26 protein-coding genes are annotated in these 26104 nt (G+C 66.1%); 19 read left to right on the forward strand and 7 right to left on the reverse strand.

Annotated elements, in window-relative coordinates:
• Nucleotides 1–46: 46 nt before the first annotated feature.
• Nucleotides 47–1648 carry a glycerol-3-phosphate dehydrogenase/oxidase gene (locus tag KVP10_RS13500; RefSeq protein ID WP_217965125.1) on the forward strand — a complete coding sequence of 534 codons (1602 nt, stop codon included), beginning with the start codon at nt 47–49 and terminating at the stop codon, nt 1646–1648.
• Nucleotides 1649–1983: 335 nt separating this feature from the next.
• Here KVP10_RS13500 and KVP10_RS13505 read toward each other — a convergent pair whose 3' ends face one another.
• A complete protein-coding gene (locus KVP10_RS13505) occupies nt 1984–2883 on the reverse strand; it encodes a LysR family transcriptional regulator (protein WP_217965126.1) in 900 nt (299 codons plus the stop codon).
• 104 nt (nt 2884–2987) lie between these two features.
• Between KVP10_RS13505 and KVP10_RS13510 the strand changes: the two genes are divergently transcribed.
• The 8 genes from KVP10_RS13510 to KVP10_RS13545 all read left to right on the forward strand — a co-directional run bounded on the left by KVP10_RS13510 (nt 2988) and on the right by KVP10_RS13545 (nt 10343).
• On the forward strand, nt 2988–3863 hold the full coding sequence (locus KVP10_RS13510) for an amidohydrolase family protein (RefSeq protein WP_217965127.1): 876 nt from the start codon (nt 2988–2990) through the stop codon (nt 3861–3863).
• 139 nt (nt 3864–4002) lie between these two features.
• Nucleotides 4003–4614, forward strand: coding sequence for a DUF4286 family protein (locus KVP10_RS13515; protein ID WP_217965128.1), 612 nt, complete (start codon nt 4003–4005; stop codon nt 4612–4614).
• 4 nt (nt 4615–4618) lie between these two features.
• Nucleotides 4619–5218, forward strand: a complete 600-nt coding sequence (locus KVP10_RS13520; protein WP_246600659.1) for a carboxymuconolactone decarboxylase family protein — start codon at nt 4619–4621, stop codon at nt 5216–5218.
• 27 nt (nt 5219–5245) lie between these two features.
• Nucleotides 5246–6046, forward strand: a complete 801-nt coding sequence (locus KVP10_RS13525; RefSeq protein WP_217965129.1) for an SDR family NAD(P)-dependent oxidoreductase — start codon at nt 5246–5248, stop codon at nt 6044–6046.
• Between the two features lie 63 nt (nt 6047–6109).
• Nucleotides 6110–7084: a Bug family tripartite tricarboxylate transporter substrate binding protein gene (locus KVP10_RS13530; protein ID WP_217965130.1), complete on the forward strand. Its 975-nt coding sequence runs from the start codon at nt 6110–6112 to the stop codon at nt 7082–7084.
• Nucleotides 7085–7305: 221 nt separating this feature from the next.
• The gene (locus tag KVP10_RS13535) at nt 7306–8034 is read left to right on the forward strand and encodes a GntR family transcriptional regulator (protein WP_217965131.1); all 729 of its coding nucleotides are present in this window, start codon (nt 7306–7308) and stop codon (nt 8032–8034) included.
• Nucleotides 8035–8108: 74 nt separating this feature from the next.
• Nucleotides 8109–9452: an MFS transporter gene (locus KVP10_RS13540; protein ID WP_217965132.1), complete on the forward strand. Its 1344-nt coding sequence runs from the start codon at nt 8109–8111 to the stop codon at nt 9450–9452.
• 21 nt (nt 9453–9473) lie between these two features.
• Nucleotides 9474–10343: an isocitrate lyase/PEP mutase family protein gene (locus KVP10_RS13545; RefSeq protein WP_217965133.1), complete on the forward strand. Its 870-nt coding sequence runs from the start codon at nt 9474–9476 to the stop codon at nt 10341–10343.
• A gap of 173 nt (nt 10344–10516) precedes the next feature.
• Here KVP10_RS13545 and KVP10_RS13550 read toward each other — a convergent pair whose 3' ends face one another.
• The 3 genes from KVP10_RS13550 to KVP10_RS13560 all read right to left on the reverse strand — a co-directional run bounded on the left by KVP10_RS13550 (nt 10517) and on the right by KVP10_RS13560 (nt 13578).
• Nucleotides 10517–11464 (reverse strand): alpha/beta hydrolase, encoded by a 948-nt coding sequence (locus tag KVP10_RS13550; protein ID WP_217965134.1) that lies wholly within the window; start codon nt 11462–11464, stop codon nt 10517–10519.
• Nucleotides 11465–11627: 163 nt separating this feature from the next.
• Entirely contained in the window at nt 11628–12827 is a 1200-nt protein-coding gene (locus KVP10_RS13555; RefSeq protein ID WP_217965258.1) for an ABC transporter substrate-binding protein, read from the reverse strand.
• 220 nt (nt 12828–13047) lie between these two features.
• Nucleotides 13048–13578 carry a C40 family peptidase gene (locus KVP10_RS13560; RefSeq protein WP_217965135.1) on the reverse strand — a complete coding sequence of 177 codons (531 nt, stop codon included), beginning with the start codon at nt 13576–13578 and terminating at the stop codon, nt 13048–13050.
• A 225-nt stretch (nt 13579–13803) separates the two neighbouring features.
• Here KVP10_RS13560 and KVP10_RS13565 point away from each other — a divergent pair, with 225 nt between their 5' ends.
• Together KVP10_RS13565 and KVP10_RS13570 are read left to right on the forward strand one after the other, a co-directional pair.
• Nucleotides 13804–14232 carry a DUF3293 domain-containing protein gene (locus KVP10_RS13565; protein WP_217965136.1) on the forward strand — a complete coding sequence of 143 codons (429 nt, stop codon included), beginning with the start codon at nt 13804–13806 and terminating at the stop codon, nt 14230–14232.
• Nucleotides 14233–14497: 265 nt separating this feature from the next.
• Nucleotides 14498–15022 carry a DUF2306 domain-containing protein gene (locus KVP10_RS13570; RefSeq protein WP_217965137.1) on the forward strand — a complete coding sequence of 175 codons (525 nt, stop codon included), beginning with the start codon at nt 14498–14500 and terminating at the stop codon, nt 15020–15022.
• A 37-nt stretch (nt 15023–15059) separates the two neighbouring features.
• Here KVP10_RS13570 and KVP10_RS13575 read toward each other — a convergent pair whose 3' ends face one another.
• A complete protein-coding gene (locus KVP10_RS13575) occupies nt 15060–15953 on the reverse strand; it encodes a LysR family transcriptional regulator (protein WP_246600660.1) in 894 nt (297 codons plus the stop codon).
• A gap of 253 nt (nt 15954–16206) precedes the next feature.
• On the opposite strand from KVP10_RS13575, the gene KVP10_RS13580 reads away from it, so the two are divergent.
• The 8 genes from KVP10_RS13580 (at nt 16207) to KVP10_RS13615 (ending at nt 25205) form a co-directional block, all read left to right on the forward strand.
• The gene (locus tag KVP10_RS13580; RefSeq protein ID WP_217965139.1) at nt 16207–17166 is read left to right on the forward strand and encodes a M14 family metallopeptidase; all 960 of its coding nucleotides are present in this window, start codon (nt 16207–16209) and stop codon (nt 17164–17166) included.
• A gap of 199 nt (nt 17167–17365) precedes the next feature.
• Nucleotides 17366–18973: an ABC transporter substrate-binding protein gene (locus KVP10_RS13585; RefSeq protein WP_217965259.1), complete on the forward strand. Its 1608-nt coding sequence runs from the start codon at nt 17366–17368 to the stop codon at nt 18971–18973.
• Between the two features lie 46 nt (nt 18974–19019).
• Nucleotides 19020–19997 carry an ABC transporter permease gene (locus KVP10_RS13590; protein WP_217965140.1) on the forward strand — a complete coding sequence of 326 codons (978 nt, stop codon included), beginning with the start codon at nt 19020–19022 and terminating at the stop codon, nt 19995–19997.
• A 6-nt stretch (nt 19998–20003) separates the two neighbouring features.
• The gene (locus KVP10_RS13595) at nt 20004–20918 is read left to right on the forward strand and encodes an ABC transporter permease (RefSeq protein ID WP_217965141.1); all 915 of its coding nucleotides are present in this window, start codon (nt 20004–20006) and stop codon (nt 20916–20918) included.
• Nucleotides 20915–21904: an ABC transporter ATP-binding protein gene (locus tag KVP10_RS13600; protein WP_217965142.1), complete on the forward strand. Its 990-nt coding sequence runs from the start codon at nt 20915–20917 to the stop codon at nt 21902–21904. Before KVP10_RS13595 ends, KVP10_RS13600 begins: the two co-directional genes overlap by 4 nt.
• Before the next feature lie 170 nt (nt 21905–22074).
• Nucleotides 22075–23049: an ABC transporter ATP-binding protein gene (locus tag KVP10_RS13605; RefSeq protein WP_217965260.1), complete on the forward strand. Its 975-nt coding sequence runs from the start codon at nt 22075–22077 to the stop codon at nt 23047–23049.
• A 37-nt stretch (nt 23050–23086) separates the two neighbouring features.
• Nucleotides 23087–24004, forward strand: coding sequence for an alpha/beta hydrolase family protein (locus KVP10_RS13610; RefSeq protein ID WP_217965143.1), 918 nt, complete (start codon nt 23087–23089; stop codon nt 24002–24004).
• A gap of 76 nt (nt 24005–24080) precedes the next feature.
• A complete protein-coding gene (locus KVP10_RS13615; protein WP_217965144.1) occupies nt 24081–25205 on the forward strand; it encodes a M20 family metallopeptidase in 1125 nt (374 codons plus the stop codon).
• 91 nt (nt 25206–25296) lie between these two features.
• Here KVP10_RS13615 and KVP10_RS13620 read toward each other — a convergent pair whose 3' ends face one another.
• Complete coding sequence (locus tag KVP10_RS13620; RefSeq protein ID WP_217965145.1) at nt 25297–25611, reverse strand: helix-turn-helix domain-containing protein; 315 nt, start codon at nt 25609–25611, stop codon at nt 25297–25299.
• Nucleotides 25611–25949 carry a type II toxin-antitoxin system RelE/ParE family toxin gene (locus KVP10_RS13625; RefSeq protein ID WP_217965146.1) on the reverse strand — a complete coding sequence of 113 codons (339 nt, stop codon included), beginning with the start codon at nt 25947–25949 and terminating at the stop codon, nt 25611–25613. Before KVP10_RS13625 ends, KVP10_RS13620 begins: the two co-directional genes overlap by 1 nt.
• Nucleotides 25950–26104 lie beyond the last annotated feature (155 nt).

A 26104-nucleotide genomic window follows, 5' to 3' on the forward strand; every position in this document is an offset into this window, starting at 1 on the left:
ATGCCGCATCGGCCGGTACGTCAAACGAATTTCCCGCGCCCGCGCTATGCCGACATCCGCCCATCCCCAGCCTCGACTCACCGATCGGCCCAGACTGCTGGAGGCCCTGGCCCAGCCGCGGGAATACGATCTCGCCGTCATCGGCGGCGGCGCCACCGGACTGGGCGTGGCCCTGGACGCCGCGCTGCGCGGACTGTCGGTGGTGCTGCTGGAATCCCACGATTTCGCCAAGGGCACTTCGTCGCGCGCCACCAAGCTGGTGCACGGCGGCGTCCGTTATCTGGCCCAGGGCAATGTCTCGCTGGTGCGCGAGGCCCTGCACGAGCGCACCACCTTGCTGCACAATGCGCCGCACCTGGCGCAGCCGCTGGCCTTCGTGATGCCCAGCTACAAGTTTTGGGAAACGCCGTTCTACGGCGCCGGCCTGAAAATCTACGACATGCTGGCGGGCAAGGCGGGGCTCGGGCCCACCGAATTCCTGGGGGCCGCCGGCGCCAGCCGCTGCCTGCCCGGCATCCGCGTGCGCGGCCTGTGCGGCGGCGTCAAATACTGGGACGGCCAGTTCGACGATGCGCGCCTGGCCCTGGCGCTGGCGCGCACGGCGGCCGAGCGGGGCGCCCTGGTGGTCAATTACTGCGGCGTCACCGGACTGCTGCACGAGCATGGCCGCATCGTGGGGCTGCGCTGCCAGGATGCCGAATTCGGCTCGGAATACACATTGCGCGCGCGTGCGGTGGTCAACGCGGCGGGGGTTTGGGTCGACGAGATCCGCCGCCAGGACGGCGCGGCCCTGGGGCGCAGTGTCAAGCCCATGGTTGCGCCCAGCCAGGGCGTGCACCTGGTGGTGGATCGGGAATTCCTGCCCGGCGAGCATGCGCTGCTCGTGCCCAAGACGCGCGACGGCCGCGTGCTGTTTGCCGTGCCCTGGCTGGGCAAGCTGGTGCTGGGCACGACCGACACGCCGCGGCACGACCTTGCGCTCGAACCCGACGCCTACGCCCGCGAGGTGGAATTCATCCTGAGCGAGGCCGCGCATTATCTGCAGCGCGCGCCCACGCGCGCCGACGTCAAGAGCATCTGGGTGGGGCTGCGGCCGCTGGTGCGCCCGCCCGACGACGAGGACGGCGAGAGCACCAAGAAGATCAGCCGCGAGCATACCGTGCTGGCCAGCCCCAGCGGCCTGGTCACCGTGACGGGCGGAAAGTGGACCACCTACCGGGCCATGGCCGAGGACGTGTTGGACAAATGCGTGCAGACTGGCCTGTTCGATTCCCTGGTGCCCAGTCGTACGGCCGATTTCAAGCTGGTCGGCGCCATCGGGGCCAAGCGCCGTACCCGCATCAGCCAGCCTCCGGGCCTGGACGCCTATGGTTCCGAGGCCGCTTGCGTACAGGCGCTGGAAGGCAGCGACGTACAGATCGTGCCGGGCCTGAGCGCCGCGATGGTGCGTTTTGCTGTGCGCTACGAATATGCCCGCTGCGTCGAGGACGTACTGGCGCGGCGTTTTCGCCTGTTGTTCCTCGACGCTCGCCTGGCGGCCGAAGTGGCGCCCCGCGTGGCTGGCATCGTGCAGCAGGAAACCGGGCTCGATCCGCGGCTCGGCCAGTTCCTGGACCTGACGCGCCACTACCTGAATCTGCCCTCCTGAGCCGGGCTTGCTCGTGTGGCTGGTGATAACGGGTTGAAGCAAAAAAACCTAGGGTTGCCGCTCAGGACCGGCGGCGTTCGTCATGGCCTTGCGTCTATTCGGCGGTGGCGCTTGCACAGACTCGCTCGATGATGGGCCGGGCGGCGGGCATCTCCTCGGGAAGATACGCCTGAGGCCCTAAAGGTTTTCCCCGCCGGCTGTCAGAGTACAGGCGGAGCCAGCGCCTGCGGCAGCCGCTCCAACCAAATATTCCGCGGTTTGTAGCGGCGCGCCGGGGATGTTTTGGTGCTGGGCCATGCCGGTAATCGTCGCGGCTTTCCCCTTGCGGTTTTCGCTTACACCATGCACTTGGCCATATCTATCCCGCGCAAGATGTGCGCGGCGGTTTCGGCGAGCTGCCGTTCCTGGCCGTGGATGGGCGTGGCCAGCACCAGGTTGTTGCGGATGGCCGGGTCGTGGATGGCGGAGCAGGCCAGCGCGCGGTACTGCGGGATGTCGTGCAAGGCGGAACGGGGCACGATGGTGCAGATCCGGTCGTAGGCGATGGTTTGCACCGCCGTCTGCACCACGTCGACCTCGGCGACGATCTGCAGGGTCACGTCGAGATCGGTGCAGGCGTCTTCGACCAGCATGCGTATGGAATTGGGCCGGCTGGGCAGCACCAGTGGGTAGCGCCCCAGGTCGCGCGCCGCGATGCGCCGCGGCGGGGCCGGGCGCAGGCTGCGGGCGTAGGCCAGCACCATGTCCTCGCGGTGCAGGGTCTCGCACGACAGCGTGGCCGCCGGCAGCGGGTCGTACAGCAGCGCCAAGTCGATGCGGCCCTTGATGAGCCAGCCGCGCATGTCGGCGCTCAGGCCTTCGGCGATGCTGATCGACGAGCCCGGCGCCTGGGCGCGAAAGGCCTGTACGATCAGCGGCGTCAGGCGCCGCGCCACGCGCGGCGGCAGGCCCAGCCGCAGCCTGCCGCGGCCGGGCGAACGGAAATTGCGCAGATCCAGCCTGGCCTGGGCGGCCAGCCGCTGCAGGGCGCGGGCGTGGTTGAGAAAGCGCAGCCCCGCCTCGGTGGGCTCGACCCCGCGGCCTGTGCGGCGCAGCAGATGCTGGCCCAGTTCCTGTTCCAGCGCCTGCACCCGGCGGCTGATCGAGGGCTGCGACACTTCCAGGATGTCCACGGCCCGCGAAAAGCTCCGCTGCTCGCACACGACGATGAAATAGTCGATCTGTTTCAGGTCCATACGGAGATGATATACGTTTTCCGTATATCAGAAATCCTCTCCGCCTGCTTGCCGCCGCCGCCGTGGCCGGGGCATCATGGCGTCATTGTCACAACGGAACAGCCATGGTCGATTACGCCCCTCCGCGCACCGATATCCAGGCGCCGCTGCGCGCACTGCCGGCGCGGTCCTGCGATGCGCACTGCCACATCTTCGGCCCGGCCGCGGTGTTTCCCTACGCCGAGCCGCGGCCCTACACGCCGCCCGATGCGCCCTATGAAAAGCTGCTGGCCATGCACGCCAAGCTGGGTCTGGAGCGCACCGTGCTGGTCCAGGCCGCCTGCCATGGCTACGATATGTCGGCGGTGCTGGCCGCCATTGCCTCCAGCCGTGGCCAGTGCCGCGGGGTGGCGCTGCTGGCGCCCGGGGTGCAGGCCGACGAGATCGCCCGCTTGCACGAGGGCGGCATACGCGGCGCGCGTTTTCATTACATGTCGCACTTGGATGGCACCCCGCGCGCCGAGGTCGAACGTGTCGCGGGCCTGATCGCGGCCCACGGCTGGCACCTGTGCCTGCACGGCGACGAAGATTCGTTGGCGCGAGTGCTGCCCTGGTTCCTGCAGCTGGGCGCGCCCGTCGTGGTCGACCATATGGCGCGGGTAGCGTCCGACAAAGGGCTGGACAACCCCCATTTCCAGGCCTTGCTGGCGCTGCGGGGCCGGCCCGGCGCGTGGGTGAAGATCTCGGGCATAGACCGCGTCTCCAGCAGCGGCAAGCGGCCGTTCGCGGACGGCCGGCCCTACGTCGGCGCGCTGATCGAACACATGCCCGGGCAATTGCTGTGGGGAACCGACTGGCCGCATCCGCGGGTGCATGGCGACATGCCGGACGACGGCGAGTCGATCAATACCTTGCTCGAACTTTGCCCGGATGCGGACACCCTGGAAGGCATACTGGTGCGCAACCCGCAGGCGCTCTATGGCTTCGACGACCCCGTATAGCGAAAAGCGTGCGGGACAAAGCGCACCGGTAGACGCATTGCCGCGCGCAAGACGTGCAAGGGTGTGCAAGACGTACACGCATAAAGACATGGCCCCGATCCGGGGCCGATGCAGACACGATACAGGCAGGAAAACGAATATGGCTACCATGCCCGATACTTTGATCAAACTCGCGGGCCGGCACTCGCCGCAGGCCCTGCGCCTTGCGCTGGGCGCGGTGCTGAGCCCGGCACAGCTGCAGACGCTGGATGTGCTGCATGCGGACGAAGCCGATCTGACCTACGTCTACCTGGCCCTGGCCGCCGATGCGGGGCAAGCTGCGGTGGATGCGGGCCCGGCGCTGCATGAGGCCCTGCGCAGCGCCTGCATGGCGCTATGCCCGCAGCCCGAGCTGGTCGGCCTGCACAATACACTGGACCTGGCCGGGCATGCTTCCGGCAGCCATGCCGAATGGCACTACATTGTAGAAACAGACGTGCGGCCGGAGGCCGAAGACGATTTCAATGCCTGGTACAGCACGGAACATATGCCAGGCCTGGCCGCTGTGCCCGGCACCGCGCGGGCACGGCGCTACCTGGGCACGGGCGCGCCGCGCCATTACGCCACCTACGACCTGGCGGAACGCGCGGCCTTCGGCTCCGAGCCCTGGCTCGCGGTAAGGGCTACGGCCTGGAGCAGCCGGGTCCGGCCCAATTTCTACAACACCCGGCGGACCATGTTCCGGCGGGCCGACGACTCGACTCGAGGGTGAGGCAATGAGCGACGCCAGCAAGACCAATCAGGCACGGCACCCGAGGCTCCAGCCGCCGTCCGCCGACCAGATGGACGTACACCAGCGGCGCGTATACGAGGCCATCGCATCGGGCCCGCGCGGCCGGGTGCGGGGGCCTTTGGCCATCTGGCTGCATCGTCCCGGACTGGCGGAACCGGCGCAGGCCCTGGGCCAATACTGCCGCTACGATTCCAGCCTGCCGCCGCGCCTGTCCGAGCTGGCCATCCTGACGGTGGCGGCGTGCTGGAATTCGGAATTCGAATGGTGGGCGCACGAGCCCCTGGCGCGCCAGGCGGGCATCCCCAAAGAAGCCACCCAGGCGCTTGCCGCGGGCGAGGCGCCGCCCTTGCTGCAGGCCGACGAACGCGTGGTGTACGAATTCGTGCACACCCTCATAGAGCGGCGCTCGGTGCCGCAGGCCTTGTACGAAACCGCGATCGAGACCCTGGGCCGGGACGCGGTGGTCGACCTGGTGGGCCTGGCGGGTTATTACACGCTGATTTCCATGACACTGAATGTGTTCGAAGTAGAGCCGCAGGAAGCGGGCCGGCTGCCGGTGTTCGGCGGCGCGGCGGATGCCTGACGCAGGCGCGACAAGGAGAAAGATATCGTGGCGGGTCGATTACAAGACAAGGTGGCGATCGTGACGGGGGCCGGCAGCGTCGGCCCGGGATGGGGCAACGGCCGCGCCATCGCTTGCCGTTTTGCGCAGGAAGGCGCACGGGTGTTTGCGGTGGACCGGAATCCGCAAGCCCTGGAAGAAACGGTGCAGCGTGTGCGCGAGGCGGGCGGCAAGATCCTCACCCATATTGCCGACGTCACTGCGGATGCGGCGATCCAGGGCATGGTGCAGGCCTGCATCCAGGCCTGGGGCCGCATCGATGTGCTGGTCAACAATGTCGGCGGCTCGCGCAAGGGCGGTCCGGTGGCGCTGTCCGAGGCCGACTGGGATGCGCAGCTCGACTACAACCTCAAGAGCGTTTTCCTGGCCTGCAAGCACGTGCTGCCGCACATGCAGGAACAAGGCGGGGGCGCCATCGTCAATATCGCGTCCACCTCAGGCATACGCTGGACGGGCTCGGCGCAGGTGGGCTATGCCAGCGCCAAGGCCGGCGTAATCCAGTTTTCGCGCGTGATGGCGGTGGAATACGCTCCTCAGCGCATACGTTCCAATTGCGTGATCCCGGGCCAGCTTCATACGCCCATGGTCGAAGTCAGGCTGGCCGGGCAGCGGGCGGGCGGCGATGTCGACCAGTTGCTGGCGCAGCGCCAGTCGCGCATTCCGCTGCCTTTCATGGGCGACGGCAGGGATACGGCCAATGCGGCGCTGTTCCTGGCCTCGGACGAAGCCAGGTTCATCACCGGCACCGAGCTGCGTGTGGACGGCGGCATGAGCGCGCGCTGCGACTGACTTACAAACATCACAAGCTGACAAGCACCACAAACCTCGCCATTAGCGGGGAAGGGAGACATCATGATCAAACTGCATAAGACATTGTTGCGCAGGCTCGCACTGGGCCTGTGCCTGGGCACGGCGTCGTTGGGCGCCCAGGCGGCCCCGCCTACCACCATCGTCGTGGCGTTCCCGCCCGGCGGCCCGGCCGATACGCTGGCCCGCGTGCTCGCCAAGGAACTCGAGCCCAGCCTCGGCGCCACGGTCATCGTCGAGAACAAGCCCGGCGGCAACGGCGCCATCGCGGCCAATTTCGCCAAGCGCGCCGCGCCCGACGGCCGCACGCTGTTCCTGAGCTCGGCCGGCGCCATCGCCATCAACCCGACTCTGTATGCCCACTTGAGCTACGATCCGGCCAAGGATTTCTTGCCGATTTCCCTGCTGGTCTCCACGCCCGAGGTGCTGGTCGTGCCCGAATCCAGCAAGGCCACCTCGGTCCAGCAGTTCCTGGACATGGCAATAAGCAAGCCGGGCGGCGTGACGCTTTCGTCCTCGGGCATAGGCAGCATGCCGCACATGGCGATTTCGCTGTTCCGCATCGCTACCAAGGCGAATATCCTGCATGTGCCCTACAAAGGCGCGGCGCCGGCCATACGCGATACCGTGGCCGGCCAGGTGGGCGGCTTCTTCGGCGATATTTCCGGCCTGCTGCCCTTTATCCACGACCACAAGCTGCGCGCCATCGGCATCGCCGCCTCCAAGCGTTCGCCCCGGCTGCCCGATGTGCCGACTTTCGATGAACTGGGCATCAAGAACGTCTACGCCAGCAACTGGTACGGCATTTTCGCGCCGGCCGGCACGCCTGCCGCCACCATCGCCAGCCTGAACAAGGCGGTGGCCACGGCCATGAAGAGCCAGGCCGCGCAGCACTATGCCGATACCTCGGGCGTCGAAATCGCCACCGGCACGCCGGCGCAGTTCCAGCAATTGATCCGCGACGACACCAAGAAGTGGGGCGGCCTCATCAAGGCCGAGCACATTACCGTCAACGAGTGAGCGCGGGGTTGCGGCACGTAAGCCGCAACGGCAGGTCGCGTAGGCAGGCCGCAAAGGTAGACCGCAAAGGTAGACCGCAAAGGTAGACCGCAAAGATAGGCCGCAAAGATAGGCCGCAAAGATAGGCCGCAAAGATAGGCCGCGAAGCCTGCCGTGTTCATAAAATCGTATACAAACCAGGGAAAATTCTGCTTAAATAGGCAAAATTTTCCCTGGATCGTATGCAAAATCTGGAAGCCCCCACCCACTTGATGAGCTCGTCGGTGCATGCCGCCTACGAGCACATCACCCGGGAAATCGAGGAAGGACGCCTGCCGGCGGGGGGCTTCGTTCGCGAAGAGGCCATTGCCGAGCGCCTCGGCATCAGCCGTACTCCGGTGCGCGAGGCGCTGCGTATACTGGCGGCCGAAGGCTGGCTGGAAATCAAGAAGAACCAGGGCGTGCGCGTCAATACGTGGAGTGCGCGGCATGTGCAGGAAATCTTCGACGCCCGCGCGCTGATCGAGCCTTATCTCGTGGGGCAGTCGGTGCCGCACATCACGGCGCAAGACCTGGACGAGCTCACCCGCCTGGCCGAAGACATGGCCGAGAATCGCGGCTCGACGCCCGAGGCGGTCACGCGCCGCCAGCTTGCAAACGACCGCTTCCACATGCTGCTCACCGAGCGTTCCGACAACCAGGTGCTGTGCGCCTCGCTGAACGCGATCAAGAAGATCCCGCTCATCAAGTGGACCTTCCGCGGCTATTCCGAACAAGAGCGGCTGCGCAGCAACGCGCAGCACTTCGACATGATAGAGGCGATACGCGCCGGCGACGCAGATCTCGCGCAGGCCGTCATGAAGAGCCACATTCTGCATGGCAGGAGTTCGATGCTGGGCAATCTGGCAAAAGAGAGCCGCCCGGCGGCGGAGCGACCGGCCGTGCCCAGGCGGCGCGGCGGGCGGGCATAGCAAGGCTTGGGCCCGGATGGCGGCCCAATACACATAACGGCTGAACACCAGTAAAAACCTACAGGAGGAAGACGATGCAAACGGGTACGGGTACGGCAGACATCGGGGCGCGGCTGGACCGGCTGCCGATAGGGGGTTTCCACAAGCGCATCATCTGGCTGATCGGCGCAGGGATGTTCTTCGATTCTTTCGACATCTATCTGGCCGGGGGCGTGCTGGGGGCGCTGGTCAAGAGCGGCTGGTCGAACATCAGCTCGAACGCTTCGTTCCTGTCCATGACTTTCATCGGCATGCTGGTCGGCGCCTTCGTCGCCGGCTACCTGGGCGATGCCAAGGGCCGCAAGTTCAGCTACCAGTTCAATCTGGCGATATTCGGCATCGCCTCGCTGGCGGGGGCATTTGCGCCCTCGATGGACTGGCTGATCGTATGCCGGTTCTTCATGGGCCTGGGCCTGGGCGCCGAGATCGTCATCGGCTACGGCTGCCTGGGCGAGTTCGTACCGCCCGGTGTGCGCGGCAAATGGTCCGCCTATCTGTCGCTCATCACCAATTCGGCGTTGTTCTTCTCGACGCTGCTGGGCTATCTGATCATCCCGCACCTGAGCTGGCGCGTGATGTTCGCCATCGCCGGCGTAGGGGCGCTGATCGTGTGGTACCTGCGCCGCAAGATGCCCGAATCGCCGCGCTGGCTGAAGTCGCGCGGGCGCGATGCCGAAGCCGAGCGCATCATGGCCGAGATCGAGAGCGAGTACGATGCATCCCGGCTGCCCGTGCCGCGGCCCGTCGCCGCCGCTGCGGAAAAGCGGCTCGGCAGCGCGGCATTGTTCAAGCCTCCTTATCTGCGGCGCACGGTGCTGGGCATATGCGTGCACGTCGTGGTCAATATCGTCATTTACGGCTTCATCGTGTGGGTGCCGACTTTCCTGGTCAAGCAGGGCCTGGGGGTGTCTTCGTCGCTGGGCTACGCCACGCTGATGTCGCTCGGCGGCCCGGCGGGCGCGCTGATCGGCGCCTTGATCTCGGATCGCGTGGGCCGCAAGTACGGCATCGCCGTGGTGTGCCTGCTGGCGGCAATCACGGGCTGGCTGTACCTGTCATCGTCGTCGATCTACATGGCGACGCTGCTGGGCTTCATTCTTTTCACACTGACCTACCTCTTGGTGGCGCTGGGCGTGGCCACCTACGTGCCCGAGCTGTTCCCCACCGATGTGCGGCTGCGCGGCAACGGCGTGGCCAATACGCTGGGACGCGTAGCCGGGATCATCACCCCGCAGGTCATCGTCACCTTGTTCGCCACGGGTGGCGTCAACGGCGTGCTGACCCTGATCATCGGGGCGCTGCTGTTCCTGGTGGTCGTGATGCTGCTGCTGGGCATCGAGACCCGCAAGCGCACCCTGGAGGAAATCGACAAGCTGTAATTTTTGCAAGCAGGAGCAAGCATGAACACTCTGAAACAGAAACTCGAGGGCGATGAGATACTCGTCGCCCCCGGCATTTACGACCTGATCTCGGTGAAACTGGCCGACCGCATGGGCTTCGATTGCCTGTACATGACGGGCTTCGGCTCGGTCGCCTCGTACCTGGGCCTGCCCGATGCGGGGCTGGCCTCTTATACTGACATGCTCAACCGCGTATCGGCATTCTGCGGCGCCAGCAGCACACCCATAATCTGCGACGGCGACACCGGCTATGGCGGCCTGCTGAACGTGGCGCACACGGTACAGGGCTATGAGCGTGCCGGCGCGGCCGGCATACAGCTCGAGGACCAGGAATTTCCCAAGAAGTGCGGCCACACGCGCGGCCGGCGCGTTACGTCGGCGCAGGACATGGTCAAGAAGCTGCGGGTGGCGGCCGAAAGCCGCAGCAGTTCCGACTTCCTGATCGTGGCGCGCACCGACGCGCGTAGTTCTCTCGGCCTGGACGAAGCCTTGCGGCGCGCCGAGCAATACGCCAAGGCCGGCGCCGACGTGCTGTTCATCGAATCGCCCGAGTCCGAAAAAGAGCTCGAAATCATCGGCAGGTCGTTCGACCTGCCGCTGCTGGTCAATATCGTCGAGGGCGGCCGTACCCCACAGCTCACCCCGCAGGAATTGCAGTCGCTGGGTTTCTCGCTGGCCATCTATCCCGTCGCCGGCCTGCTGGCCGCCGTACAGGCGCTGCAAAAGGCCTACGCCCCGATTCTCGCGCGTCGCGGCACCCGCGAGCTCGAAGGCAAGGACCTGTACCCGTTCGAGGAACTGTGCCTGCTGATGGGCTTCCAGAAAGTCTGGGACTTCGACGCGCGGCATGCAGAAGACAGCGCGAAATAGGGTGCTGCGCGATTCGTCTTGCCCCTTCCCGGCGGAAGGGGGCATGCGGGCCCGCCGCCTGGCGCGTTTGCGTGCGGGCCATGGCGCACGCATCCCCGGTGCCAGAGCCCGAGCGTTCGGGATGCTACGTGCTGTCTGTCAAGCCCGGCTGCGCCGGGGGAATCGAGATCCGTTCAATAGCGCTGCAGCAGCCATTCCCCGACTCGCTGCGCGATCTCGTCGCTATTGTCGTCCATCATCAGCATGTGGGAATTGCCCTGGATGCCCATGCGCGGCAGTTCCCACCAGTCGGCCTCGATGCCGGCGCGCAGCAGCGCGTCGCGGAATTCGATGCCGCGGCGCGTGAGCATTTGCCAGGTGGACGTGGCGTCGAGGTAGTCGCCGTAGACGAACAGGCAGGCGCGCGCGCCCAGGGCCGGCACTTCTGCGGGGATGCAGAAGCCCGAGGGCTCGATCGCCACCATGCCGCGCACCAGGTCGGGGCGGCGCGCCGCGGCGCGGAAGGCCACCTCGCCGCCGTGGCTGTGCGTCATCAGCAGGCAAGGGCCGATGCGTTCCAGCGCCGCGCACAGAGTGTCGACTGCGGTGTCGTTGTTCGACAGCCAGCGCGGCACGGCGGTCTGGATGAAGGTGTCCAGGTGTTCCACAGGAAAGCGCTGGCCCTCGAAGGGCCGGCGCGCCTGGAAGTCGCCGGCAGTGCCGAAGCGGAACAGGCTCCAGGCTTCTTCGGCGCTGCGCACGATGGGGGCGTCGGGCCAGATGCCCGGAAAGGGCGCCCAGCCGGCGCGACCGCGCTCTACATTGTCGATGACATATACCGGGAAGCCCTGCGCCACGAAGGCCTGGACCCAGCCATCGCGCCCGTCGGGCGTGTGTTCCCACATGGTGCCGCACATGCCGCCGCCGTGCAGCATGGCCAGGGGCAGTTCGCAGCCAGGCTCGGCCGGTATGAAGTACTGCACATATGCCTGCTCGATATGGAACAGGCCATTGGGGTCGTATTCGTAGGGCGCGGTCTGTGTGAAGGAAATGGTGCGCACCGGCTGGCCGCTGACGCGGATCTGCCTGCCGCCGGCGTAGAAGCTGCCGAAACGAGCAAGGCCGCGGGTTTTCGGGTTCATCTCTGGCTCGGTGGTGTTATGAAGATGTTCATATGCATGGTATCAGGCATGCGCATGTGCGCATACCTGCATGCCGTGCATGTCCATGCGTGTGCATGCGTGTGCGTGCGTGTGCGTGCGGCTGCGGCCGGCGCGCGCCCGCCATGCCCGCCCGCATGCGCCCCTACTTGCCTGCGTGCTTGAGCAGGGGGCAGGTGCTGTCGGCCAGCGGCCATACCAGGTCCTCGCCGGGGATGGTGGCGACGATATGGTAGTAGTCCCAGGGTTTGGTCGATTGTTCGGGCGTCTTGACCTGGGCCAGCAGCATGTCGCGCACCACCAGTCCGTCGGGGCGCAGGTGGGCATGGCGGCTGAACGGGTCGTCGATGGGTAGCTGGCGCATCTTGGCCATGACCTTGTCGGAATCGTCGGTGCCCGCAGCCTTGACGGCTTTCAGGTAGTGCCGCACCGAGCCATAGACCCCGGCTTGCAGGAAGGTGGGGGGCTTGCCCATGCGCGCCTCGAACTTCTTGGTGAAGGCGCGCGTGCCGTCGTTGGCGTCCCAGTACGACGGGGTGGTCAGGTAGGTGCCTTGCGCGGCTTTCAGGCCCAGGCTGTGCACGTCGGTGATCATCAGCAGCATGGCGGCGAGCTTCTGGCCGCCCTTGCCGATGCCGAATTCGGCGGCCTGCTTGATGGCGTTGATGGTGTCGCCGCCGGCATTGGCCAGGGCGATGATCTGCGCCTTCGAGCTTTGCGCCTGCAGCAGGAAGGAGGAAAAGTCCGAGGCGTTCAGTGGGTGGTAGATGGTGCCCAGCACCTTGCCGCCGTTGGCCTTGACCACGTCGGACGTGTCCTTGGCCAGTTGCTTGCCGAAGGCATAATCGCTGGCCAGGATGAACCAGTTCTTCTGGCCGGTCTTGACCACGGCGCTGGCCGTGCCGCGCGCCAGCGCGTAGGTGGTGTAGGTCCATTGCACGCCGTAGGGCGAACACTGCGCCTGGCTCAGCGCGGTCGTGCCGGCGCTGGAGAACATGACGATCTTCTTCTTGGCCCGCGCGATGTTCTGTACCGCCAGGGCCACCGAGGAATTCGGCAGGTCGACGATGACGTCCACGCCGTCGACGTCGTACCACTGGCGGGCAATCGATGCGCCCACATCGGGCTTGTGCTGGTGGTCGGCGGCGATGACTTCGATGCGCCGCCCCAGCACGCTGCCTCCGGCTTCTTCCACGGCGATGCGGGCGGCTTCTACCGAGCCCTTGCCGGTGGCGTCGGCCACCACGCCGGACAGGTCGGTGAGCACGCCTATCTTGATGGGCGGGGCGTCGGCGGCGGCCTCCGGGGCGTTTTGTGCGGGTTTGTCGGCTGCCGTTTGTGCCATGCCGGGCGCGCACAGGCACAACAAGGCGCCGGCCGACAGCGCGGCGGCATATGCGTTCAGTTTCATCTCGGGTCTCCTCCTGGACGAACTATCTTATATTAATAATCGTTTGCCGGAACAGGATTGCCGAAACGAGATTGCTGGCATGAGGTTTCCGGCATGGAAGGTTCGAGCGTCGGGGTCGCAGCGTGGCTTGCACGCCGCTGCGGCCCGCAGGCGTTTATTCCTGGAACAGGGTGCGCGCGCCTTCGTAGCGGCGCGCGAAATAGGGGCTGTGCAGGGAATCGATGCGTACGCGCCCGCCGGTGGAGGGCGCATTGACGAATTGCCCGTTGCCCACATAGATGCCCATGTGCGAATAGGAATGGTGCAGGGTGTTGAAGAACACGAAGTCGCCCACGTTCAGTTCGCCGCGCGGCACCGGGCGGCTGATCGCCGCGATGTCTTCGGTGTTGTGCGGCAGCGCATGGCGCGTGGCGTTTTCGAACACATAGCCTATCAACCCGCTGCAGTCGAAACCGGAATCGGGACTGGAGCCGCCGTAGCGGTAGCGTGTGCCGATCAGGCCCATGGCGGTCAGGGCCACGTCCTGGCGCTTGCTGGCATCGATGGTGATATGGCGGTAAGAGGCCAGGTTGCTGCCGCGCCTGAGCCCCGATTCGCCGGCGCAGCCGGCCAGCAGCGCCGCAACCAGGCCCGCGGTCAGCAGTCGGCAGAATCGGGCGCGCGTCGCGCGCTGGGGTTTCTCCATATGCGAATTATGGTAGCGTTGCTGCTGATAGACAATAGCCCGACAGTCCAATAGCGCAATAGCTCAATAGCCGGCCGGGCAATAGGGTGGCTGGCGGACTATGACTGACTGTCTGTGGACCATGGCCAGCTGTGGGGCGACTCTTATCTGGTGACCCTTGTCTTCTTGTCCGCGCCGCTATCAAAGACCCGCTTGCCGCGACCGGCATGATCGGCAAGGCTCAATATGTCCGATACCTCGATTCCTTCCGATACGCTGCGCGCCTACCGGGAAACGCATTACCTCGTGACCGAGTTGCCGCAGCCCTTCGCGCTGCGCATAGGCATGCCGAGCATCGAGCTGGACGCGCTTTACCGGCGCCGCGGCGTGGACAGTGCGGCGTTTCTCACGGCCTGCAATCCCTATGGCAAGCTGCTGGACGAGGCCTCCAATGCGGCCGCCCAGGAACGCCTGCGCGGGGAACTCGAAACGCTCGGCTTGGCGTATTTCGGCGGAGAAGGGCGGCATCCAGGCGGCGGCTGGCCGGCCGAGGCGAGTTTCCTGGCGCTGGGCCTGTCCCGGCAAGAGGCGGCCGCGCTGGGCCGCCGCTATCGGCAGAACGCCGTGGTCTGCTGCGGCCCCGATACCGTTGCGCACCTGGTGCTGCTGCGTTGAAGCTTGCGGCACCAGACGCGGCGGCAAGGGCCAGGGCCGGCCCGAAGCCCGGCCGGTAGACCGGGCGCCGACAATGCGTCAGGCAAGGCAATAAACAAACCGATAAACAAACCGGCAAATAGACCGGCAAATAGACCGGCAAATAGACCGGCAGGTCCGGCGCTGGGCGGCATATCCCAGGGACCTCGCGCCGCGCCGGCCGCCCGCAGGATAAAATTCATCCACCAGCCGCCTCCGGCGGGCACGATGACCAGGAGCACGACACATGAGCCTTGCCCCACTTACTTCCGCGTCGGCCGTCATACAGGTTCACGCCTGGGCCGCGATATTCGCGCTTGCGCTGGGCGTCGTGGTGCTGGCGCGCAGAAAAGGCACTCCCAGCCATCGCTGGTCGGGGCGCATCTGGGCGGCGGCCATGCTGGTCGCCGTCCTGTCGTCCTTCTTCATCCACGAGTTGCGCACCTGGGGGCAGTGGAGTCCCATCCATATCCTGTCGGTCATTACGCTGGTCTTGCTGGTGCGCGCCTACGTCGCCATCCGGCAGCGCAAGGTCCAGTTGCACGCCGAGCTCATGAAGGCTACGTTCTACAACGCGCTGCTGCTGGCCACCTTCTTCACCTTCCTGCCCGGCCGCATCATGCACGACGTGGTGTTCGGCCCATCCCCGGAGGCGGCAGGCGCCGTGCCCATGTGGGTATGGATCGTCGGCGGGGTGGTCGTGGTGATGGGCGGGCGGCATCTCGCGGCCAAATGGCACCGCAAGACCAGGGCTGCCGCTGGCGCGGGCTGATTCCGGGTATGCCGCGGCGCGCCGAGCCGCCTGCCTCTCAAGGCTGGTGGGCCTCGATCTCGTCCACGATGGCCTTGACGTGCTCGATGAAGGCGCCGATATGCGGCGGCAGCAGCCGTCCTTCCATGACCTGGATCTGCATATTGCGGGACTGCAGTTCGGCGCTGGCGACCGGGCGGGCGACCAGTCCGTCGGGCTTCAGGCGCGATGCCACAGACATATAGCCCGCGAACACGATCGCGTCCGAATGGCGCACGAAGACATGCAGGGCGGGGGAATAGTTCGAGGACAGCGCCGCCTCGAGCGTCAGGCCGTCCAGGGCGCAGACCCGGTCCAGCAGGTGGCGCGCGGTGCTGCTGCCATCGGTCAGGGCGAGGGGATAGTCCATGATTTCCGGCAAGGTGACCGACGCGCGCCCCGCCAGGGGATGGCCCGCCGCCATGATCGCGTAGACGGGAGTACGCCAGGAGTGCAGCACTTTGACGCCGCGTCCGGGCGCCACCGAGAACGACACCGCCAGGTCGACTTCGCCCTCGGCCGTCATGCGCATGGCTTCGCCGGGCGTCGCGACGTGCATGCGGAAGCGCGTATTGGGATGGCGTTTGCGGAATACGGCCATGGCTTCTGCCAGGAAGCCCCGGGCCGCGCCTTCCGAGGCGGCCAGCCTGATCTCGTCGCGCGGCGCCTCTTGCAGGCTGGCGATCTGTTGCAGCACTGCGGCCGATTCCATCAGCGTGCGCCGCGCATGGGCCAGCAGCAAGCGGCCCGCCTCGCTGAGCACCATGCCGCGCGCCGCGCGCTCGAACAGCGGCGCCCCCACTTCTTCTTCCAGGGCCGCGATCTGGCGGCTGATGGCCGACACCGCAACATGCAAGTGCCTGGATGCCGCGCTGAGGCTGCCCTCCTGGGCGACCTCCACGAAATATTTCAATGCGATGCCATGCATGGATAGGGATGAGGAGGGCTGGGTTGGGTTTTGCGCCGGCCTTGCGTAGCCCGGCGCCGTCTCTTGCGCGGGGGCAGGAATCCGTGTCGTTTATGCGGCCCTTGCGGACTGCACAAGTCTATCGGTCCATGCAATCTTATCTTTGCCGAAAAGGCAAGGACATTCCATAATATTCTAATTGTAGAGAAAGCATAAGGCCCCTAGAATGCTTTGGTCGAAGCTCACACGGGGCCTGTTGATGAACTCTACCGCTACACCGCTGCGTCCATTCGAACTCGCCTGTCCGGACTTGTCCGCCGAGCGCCAGGGCAATACCGGCACCGCCGGCGTCTGGCATTTCGACTCGGGCGTACCGGGCAAGCCGGTCATGCTCACCGCGCTGGTGCACGGCAACGAATTGTGCGGCGCCTGGGCGCTCAAGACCTTCCTCGGCAGCGGCTTGCGGCCGCGCCGCGGCGCCCTGACCCTGGCCTTCTGCAATCTGGCGGCCTTCGATCGCTTCGACCAGCAGGACTATCTGCCTTCGCGTTTCGTCGACGAAGACTTCAATCGCGTCTGGAGCCCCGACAAGCTGTCCGACCCGAGCAGCAGCGAGCGCCGCCGTGCCGCCGAGATCCTTCCCTGGGTCGAGCGCGCCGACTGGCTCATGGATTTCCATTCCATGTCCGTGTCCGAAGTCCCTCTGCAAATGTCCGGCGTGCAACAGCGCAATATCGACCTGGCGCTCAAGCTGGGCACCCCCGCCACCATCATCGCCGACGCCGGCCACGCCGCGGGCGTGCGCATGCGCGACTACGGCCGCCACGCCGAACCCGGCGAAAACGGCACACGCTCGCTATTGATCGAATGCGGCTTTCATGGCGCGCCCGAAGCGCGCGGCGTCGCCATCGACCAGATGGCGCGCTTCCTGGTCGAGGCCGGCACGATCGATCGCGCCGATGTGCCCGCCGACTGGTTCACGCCGGACGCCCCGCGCCAGCGGGCCTTCAAGGTGACCGAGGCCGTCGCCACGCCCAGCGGCAAGTTCCGCTACGCACAGCCCTGGAAGGGCCTGGAAATCCTGCCCGCCGGCACGCTCATAGGCTGGGAAGACGAGCAGCCCGTGGCGGCGCCTTACGACGACTGCGTGCTGATCATGCCGGCGGCCAATTTGCGGCCCGGCGTGACCGTCGTGCGGCTGGCCCGGATCATCGCCTGAAGCAGGCCTGGAATCAAAGAGACGGCAGCATTGCAGCACCTCTTCGGCTTGCATGGCCTGCGGCTTCGCGCCTCGTGCTTTTTTGATTCCACGCTCCCGCCGGGCGTGTTGCGCCGGAGCCCGGCCGCAGCCGCAAACATATAAAAATCCAAGCATTCCTAGGAGACTGACCGTGTACGACTTCCACCTTCGCTTTCGCATGCATGCCGCGGCCGCCCTGGCCGCGGCGCTGGGTTTTGCGGCCTGCGCCCATGGCCAGGGCCATGGCGACACGCTCAAGATAGGCCTGGCGTCCGAACCCACCGCGATCGATCCGCACTATCACCAGGCCACACCCAACGGCGCCCTGGACTCACAGATTTTCGACACACTGGTGGGGCAGGATTCCAAGGGAAACCTGGCGCCCTTGCTGGCCACTTCCTGGAAGACATTGGACGACAAGACCTGGGTGTTCAATCTGCGCCAGGGCGTCAAGTTTTCCAATGGCGCGCCGTTCAGCGCGCAGGACGCGATCTTCACGTTCTGCCGCATGGTCAACAACCCGCAGGCCATATCGGGCGCGTTCAAGTCCATCGTGAACAAGCTGCAGGACGTGCAGGCCTCCGATCCACATACGCTGCGCATCACCACGCGCGCGCCTTATCCGCTGCTGCCCCACGACCTGACGCGCGCCGCCATCCTGTCCAGCGGCATCGTGCAGCACGGGCCCATCACCTTCGATCTGCCGCACAAGTGCGGCGTGACCGGCCCCTGGCCCCGGGTTGAAGACTTCAACGACGGCAAGGACGCGATCGGCACTGGCCCCTACAAGCTGAAGTCCTATGTGAAAGGGGTGGGCATAGAACTGGTGCGCAACGACGGCTATTGGGGCAAGAAGCCCGAATGGAAAGATGTGAAATTCGTTCCCGTGCCCAACGCCGGGCCGCGTCTCACGGGTTTGCTGGCGGGCGACTTCGATGTGATCGAGAGCCCCGCCGCGCGCGACCTGCCGCGCATCAAGAAGACGCCGGGCTTCGGCTACGTGGCCACGCCCTCGGACCGCGTCATCTTCCTGCAGCTCGACGTGGGCCGCAGCCCGAGCCCGATGGTGAAGGCGCCCAACGGCAAGAACCCGCTGCAGGACGTGCGCGTGCGCCGCGCGATCTCCATGGCCATAGACCGCAAGACCATCGCCGAGCGCATCATGAGCGGCATGGCGACGCCGGCCTATCAATTCATCCACAAGAACATGTTCGGCGCGCTGCCCAATCCGCCGGTGCTCAAGTACGACCCGCAAGCCGCCAAGAAGCTGCTGGCCGAGGCCGGCTATCCGGACGGCTTCGACCTGACCATCTCGTCGCCCAACGACCGCTATATCAACGACGGCCAGATCGCCCAGGCGGTGGCGCAATATCTTTCGCGCGTGGGCATCCGCACCAAGGTCGACGCGATGACGCGCGCGGTGTATTTTCCAAAGCGCGCCAAGCGCGAGTTCAGCTTCTCGCTGGGGGGCTGGTCCTCGGATGACGGTTCGTCGTTCCCGCAATACTGGATCACTTCCTATGCGCCCGACCTGGGGCTGGGCACCAGCAACTATGGGCGCTACAGTAATCCGGAACTCGACCAGGCGTTCCGCAAGGCCCTGACCACCATCGATCCGGACCAGCGGGCGGCCCTGCTGCGCAAGACGCTGAACCTGGCGCTGGCCGACCTGCCGTGCATCCCGCTGCATTTCGAAAGCTCCATCTGGGCCTTCCGCAAGGGCCTGACCTACGAAGGGCGGGCGGATCAGTACACGCTCGCCACTTCCGTGCACGCAGTGCATTGAGCGCCGCGGTTCATGCGTGCCGTACCGATAGCGACGAGGCCATAGCGTGCTGCTGTTTACCTTGCGCCGGCTGATCCAGAGCTTGTTCGTGCTGCTGGCGGTTTCGATCGTGGTATTTCTCGCCGTTTATGCGGTGGGAGACCCGGTCGAACTGCTGGTCAGCCCTGAATCCACGGTGCAGGATCGCCTCGACCTGATCGCGCACCTGGGGCTGAACCAGCCGATCTGGAAGCAGTACCTCATCTTCCTGTGGGGGGCGCTGCACGGCGACCTGGGCAATTCCTTCGTCTACAGCACCCCGGCCATAGATCTCATCATCTCGCGCATGCCCGCCACCTTCGAACTGGTAGTGGTAGCCATATTCCTGACCTGCGCCATCGGCATTCCGCTGGGCCTGGTGGCGGGCCTGTACCGCGACCGCGTGCTCGGGCGCGGCATCATGGCGACTTCGGTGCTGGGCTATTCCCTGCCCAATTTCTGGCAGGGCATGATGCTGATCCTGATGTTCGCGGTCTGGCTCGGCTGGCTGCCCGCCTCGGGCCGCGGCGACACGGTATCGGTGCTGGGCGTGCCGCTGTCGATATTCACCGCCAGCGGCTGGCGGCACATCGCCATGCCGGCCGTCAACCTGGCGCTGGGCAATATCGCCCTGGTGCTGCGCCTGACGGCGGCGGGCGTCGCCGAGGCGCAGTCGCAGGAATACGTGAAGTTCGCGCGGGCCAAGGGGCTGCGCCCGGGCCGCATCGTGCGGCGCCATATCCTGCGCAATATCCTCATCCCCGTCGTCACCGTGGTGGGCATGGAATTCGGCGGCCTGATCGCCTATTCGACCATCACCGAAACGGTCTTTGCCTGGCCCGGCATGGGCAAGCTGCTCATCGACAGCGTGTATCAGCTCGACCGCCCGGTGGTGGTGGCCTACGTGATGCTGGCCACGCTGATTTTCGTAGTCGTCAACTTCGTCGTCGACCTGCTGTACGCCGCGCTCGACCCGCGCGTGCAACTGGCCGCCGCCACGCAATAAGCCGCCATGACACAGTCCGCAAGCAGCGAACGCACGCCGCCCGTTGCGCCCCTGGCGCAGACGCCGCGCCGCGCCGCCATCCTCAAGAAGCTGCGCAGCCGGCCCACGGTGAAGGGCTCGGCGATTTTCCTCGCGGTGCTGATCGTGCTGGTGTTCGCCGGCCCGTACCTGGCGCCGCAAAACCCCTACGACCTGGCCGGGCTGAACCTGCTCGATGGCGGCCTGGCGCCCGGGGCGCATGCGATGGACGGCCATATCTATTGGCTGGGCACGGATTCGCAGGGGCGCGACATGCTCAGCGCCATCCTGTACGGCCTGCGCATCAGCCTCATCGTCGGGCTGTCGGCGGTCGGCATCTCCGCCGCCATAGGCAGCATGGCCGGGCTGGTCGCGGCCTATGTGGGCGGTTTTGTCGACACCCTCATCATGCGCCTGGTCGACTTCATCCTGGGTTTTCCCACCATCCTGGTCGCGCTGGTGCTGCTGGCCATGATGGGACGCGGCGTCGACAAGGTCATCCTGGCCCTGGTCATCGTGCAATGGGCGCATTACGCCCGCATCATGCGCAGCCGGGCCCTGCAAGAGCGCAACAAAGAATACGTCGAGGCCGCCGCCAACCTGGGCTATCCGACCTGGCGCATCCTGGTCTGCCACCTGCTGCCGAATTGCCTGGGGCCGGTGGTGGTCTATGCCACGATCCACATCGCCTCGGCCATTGCGCTGGAAGCGACCCTGTCTTTCCTGGGGGTGGGGGTGCCCGTCACCGAGCCTTCGCTGGGCCTGCTCATAGCCAACGGCTTCCAGTACCTGCTGTCGGGCGACTACTGGATCAGCATGTTCCCGGGCGTGGCGCTGCTGGCGCTGATCCTGGCCATCAATATCGTCGGCGATCGGCTGCGCATCGCCCTGGATCCGCGATGACGCAAGGCGATTTCCTGTTGCAGGTGCGCGGCCTGTGCACCGCGTTCCATACCGAGGCGGGGGCGTGGCCGGCCGTGGACGGCGTGGATCTCGACGTGCGCCGCGGCGAGATACTGGGCTTGGTCGGCGAGTCGGGCTCGGGCAAATCGGTGACTGGCTTTTCCTTGCTGGGCCTGATCGATCCGCCCGGCGAGGTCGTGGCCGGCGAGGTCCTGTTCAAGGGGCGCGACCTGCGCGCTCTCGACGAAGAGGGCATGCGGCGCCTGCGTGGCGACCGCATCGCCATGATCTTCCAGGATCCGCTGATGACGCTCAACCCGGTGCTGCGCATCGGCGAACAGATGATGGAGGCGATACAGGCGCATGAAAACGTGGCGGCCGGGCCGGCGCGCGAACGCTGCCGCGAGGCATTGGGCATGGTGGGCATCCCCTCGCCCGGAGAGCGCCTGGACAGCTATCCGCACGAATTTTCCGGCGGCATGCGGCAGCGCGTGGCGATCGCCATCGCCATGCTGAACCGGCCCGATCTGATCATTTGCGACGAACCTACTACTGCGCTGGATGTGACCATCCAGGGCCAGATCCTGTATCGCATGCAGGAAATCTGCCGCGACAACGACACGGCGCTGATCTGGATCACGCACGACCTGGGCGTGGTGGCGGAACTGGCCGACCGTGTCGCCGTCATGTATGCCGGCCGCATCGTCGAGTCGGGGCCGGTCGGCGAGGTGCTCGATGCGCCGCGCCATCCTTATACCAAGGGCCTGCTGGAATCCATGCCCGCCGCCGCGGCGCCGGGCGCGCGCTTGCGGCAGATCGACGGAATGGCGCCGAGCCTGACGGGCCGCCCCGGCGGCTGCGCGTTCCGCAACCGCTGCCCTCGAGCCATCGCGCGCTGCGCCGAGCAGGAGCCCGGCCTTACCGAGGAAGGGCAGCGCGGCTACCGCTGCCATCTGCCGCTGGAAGCGAAGGAGGGGGCGGCATGACTTTCCCCGAAAAGCATATTGCCCTGGAACCGGAGGCCGATCCTGTGCGCGGCGCCGGATCGCCCAGGCTAAGCGATGCCGGCGGGGATCGTGGCGCCTTGCACGAGGATGTCGCGTCGCAGCGCCACGACGGCGCGCGCGCCGCTCAGCCCGACGCGCCGGTCATCGAAATGCGCAATCTGCACAAGCGCTTCGAGAGCCGGCGTCCCGACCTGGCGCAGCGCATACTGGCGCTGGCCGGCCGGCCCGTCGATCGCCGCGTCGTGCACGCCGTCAATGGCGTCGACCTCGTCATACGGCATGGCGAAGTGCTGGGCCTGGTGGGGGAATCCGGCTGCGGCAAGTCCACGCTGGGCCGCATGGTCGCCGGCCTGTATCGCCAGACCGAAGGAGAACTGTATTACCAGGGCCGCCCGGTCGCGGCGCTCAAGGGCCGCGAGCGGCTGGCCTATACGCTGGGCGTGCAGATGATCTTCCAGGACCCGCAGGCCTCGCTGAATCCGCGCCAGCGCCTGTACCAGATCCTCGGCGAACCGCTGAAGGTCCACGGGCTGGTGCCGTCCGCGCAGGTTCCCGGGCGTGTCGACCAGGCACTGTCCGAGGTCGGCCTGCAGCGCGAATACCGCGACCGCTATCCCCACCAGATATCCGGCGGCCAGCGCCAGCGCATAGGCATTGCGCGGGCGCTGATGGTGTCGCCCGGCTTCCTGGTGTGCGACGAGCCGGTGGCGGCGCTGGACGTGTCCATCCAGGCGCAGGTGATCAACCTCTTCATGAACCTGCGCGAGCGGCACGGCTTGACGTACCTGTTCATCAGCCACGACCTGGGCGTGGTCAGGCACATTTCCGATCACGTCGCCATCATGTACCTGGGCCGGATCGTCGAGCGCGCGCCGGCTGCCGAGATTTTCGCGCGCGCCAACCATCCATACACGCAAGCCTTGCTCGCCGAGGTGCCCGATATCAAGCGGCGCGGCCGGAAGTTCATCCCGATCAAGGGCGAGATCCCGTCGCCCTTGAGCCCGCCGCCGGGCTGCGCGTTCCACCCGCGCTGCCCGCAAGCGCTGCCGCGTTGCCGCGAGCAGACTCCGGAACTCCGGGAGATCGCACCGGGCCACTGGTCGGCCTGCCACCTCAATCCTTGAGACCACTGAACCAACCGAGAGAAGGATCGTTCCCGACATGTCCAGCGACACCCATGCCCAGAATCACAGCCATGGCGCCGATCTCGCCCGCGAGCTCGCGCAGACCGGCCGCAACGCCATACCCTATGTCGACCAAGGCCATAACCCGGACCGGCCCGTCACGCTGAATACCTACCGGCCGCAAGGCTATGCGCCCGACCGTCCGCTGGTAATCGTGCAGCATGGCATGCTGCGCAACGGCGACGATTACCGCGACTTCTGGATCCCGGCCGCGGACCGCCACGGCTTGCTGATCGTGGCGCCGACGTTCTCGAATGAGGCCTGGAAGGGGGCGGACAACTACAACAACGGCGCCGTTTTCGATACCCCCGACGGCAGCCCGCGGCCCGTGGACGATTGGGGCTATGCCCTGGTAGGCCGCGTCGTGGACGCGCTGCGCGCTGCGGGCGTGAGCCGGGGCCAGGCCTATTTGTTCGGGCATTCCGCGGGAGGGCAGTTCGTGCATCGCCTCATGAGCAGCCAGCCGCATGCGCGCTTCCACGCAGCCGCCTGCGCCAATGCCGGCTGGTATACGCTGCCCGGTTTCGATCATGCTTTCCCCGAAGGGCTGGGCGGCGTGGGCCTGGACGATGCGCATCTGGCGCGGCTATTGGCATACCCCTTGACCATCCTGGCCGGCGACCAGGACACTGCCACCGACGACCCCAACCTGCCATCGGGCGAGGCGGCGTTGCGCCAGGGCCCGCACCGCTATGCCAGGGCGCACAACTACCTGGAGACCGGCCGGCGCGAGGCCGCCGCCCGCGGGCTGCCTTGCAACTGGACGCTGCAGACGGTGCCTGGCATAGGCCACAACGGGCGCGCCATGTCCGCCGCTTGCGCCAGCCTGTGGTTCGAGGGCAGGCTGCCCAGCGCGCAGGCCCTGGCCGAGCTGGCGGGAAATCACGTGGCCTGATGGTCTTTGACTCGATGCGCGCGTACGCTGGCGGACGCGTTGCCGGATCGCCGCCGCCTGTGTATGCTTTCTTGCCATGACTACTGACACCGACAAGCTGGTCGCAGGCATCCAGGACTGGATCCGCTGCGAATCCCCATCGAACTCGCCCGCGGGGGTGGCCGCCATGGTAGAGCGCGTGCGCGCGCAGGCCGACGCCGCCGGCCTGCATACCGAGGTCACGCCGCTGGGCGAGGGCGTCGGGCCGCTGCTGTACGTGGGCAATCGCGCGCCCGGCGACGATCGTCCGGGCATCCTGGTCATCGGGCACCTCGATACCGTGCATCCCATAGGCACGCTGCAGGAAAACCCCTGCCGCATCGAGGGCGACCGCCTGTACGGGCCGGGTGTCTACGACATGAAGGCCGGCATCTATCTTGCGCTCGAGGCCCTGGGCGGCCTGGCGCAGGCCGGCGCGACGCGCCTGCCCGTCGATTTCCTGATGGTGCCCGACGAAGAAATAGGCAGCCACGCCTCGCGGCCCTATACGGAACGCTATGCCGCGCGCGCCAAGTGCGCCCTGGTATGTGAGCCGGCGCGCCCCAACGGCGGCAAGTGCGTGACGGCGCGCAAGGGCACCGGCATGCTGCGCCTGGGCGTCAAAGGACGGCCCGCGCATGCGGGCATGCAGCACGAGAAAGGCCGCAGCGCCATCCGCGAAATGGCGCATCAGGTCCTGGCGCTGGAGGGCATGACCGACTATCCGAACGGCATCACGGTCAGCGTGGGCACGATTTCCGGGGGCACCGTCACCAACACCGTGCCGGCCCACTGCCGCTGCGTGGTGGACTTCCGCGTGCCCACCATGGGCGCGGCCGAAACCGTGTTGCGCCGCATGCGCAGCCTGTGCGCCGTCGGCCCCGACGTCGAACTGGACATAGACGTCGAACTGAATCGCCCGCCCATGGAAAAAACTGCCGCCTCGGCCGCCTTGCTGGCCCAGGCGCAGGGCTATGCCGAGCAGGCGGGCTTCGTCCTGGAAGACGCGCCCATGACGGGCGGCGGCAGCGACGCCAACTTCACCTCGGCCATGGGCGTGCCCACGCTGGACGGCCTGGGCGCCGACGGCGACGGCGCGCATACGCTGCAGGAATACGTGCTGATTTCCACCCTGTCCCGGCGCCGCGACTTCTGGTCGCTGCTGCTGCGCCGGATGGAGTGAACGCCATCTGGCCGGTGTGCCGGGCCGCCTGCGATTCGAGACATCAGAATCTTTTTTTCGATCATGACGTCCTGCCTGCAGCGTGCCGCCGCTAGATGGAAGCCAGGCGTTCGACAGTGTCCGGATAGCGCTCCACCATCCTGATCAGCAGCGCAGCTTGCGCATTCGGCCTGGCTCGTCCCTGTTCCCAGTTTTCCAACGTGCGGGGGTTGGTGCGCAGATATCGGGCGAACACACCGCGCGACAAATTCAGGCGCAGGCGCAGCGACACTAGTTCTTGCGCGCTTACCTCGATCGGCGGCGCGGGATCAATGCAGTGGCGGCGCAGAGTGAGCTTGCCTTTGCGCTCATCGGCGAGGGCATCGAAACCTTCGCTAAGTTCTGCGTATAAATTCCGCCTGGCCATCAAGTTCTCTCTTGCAATTCGCGGCTCAACATCGCGGCAAGCGCTTTCCGCTCATCTGTGCTCAGGTCGTCCATTTCGTCTTTGTCATAGAGAGTGAACAACCAGAATTGGCGGCCGGCCGGCCACCAGTAGTAAATCACCCTCAAGCCGCCGCGCTTGCCTTTTCCTCGCCTCGGATCGCCATGACGTATTTTCCGCAGGCCGCCGGTGCCGCTGATGACATCGCCCGCTTCGGGGTATTGGATCAATACATCCTGGAAGGCGCGCAGAGCCGCATCGTCCATGTATTGATCCCGATGGCGTTGAAATGCCGGCAGCTCGACGAAAACAGCCTTCATGCTTATATATAAATATACGCAATTAACGGATAGTTTGCAAAATACGGCATTGTTACTCTTATCGGGCTTTCCGCAGATATACGCATGAAAGCGCTGCCGAACCATTGGTGTCTGTGGATTCATTGGCCGCATGGCGCAATGATAGGCGCGGCTAT

This window comes from Candidimonas humi, assembly GCF_019166065.1.
Lineage (GTDB): Bacteria > Pseudomonadota > Gammaproteobacteria > Burkholderiales > Burkholderiaceae_B > Candidimonas > Candidimonas humi.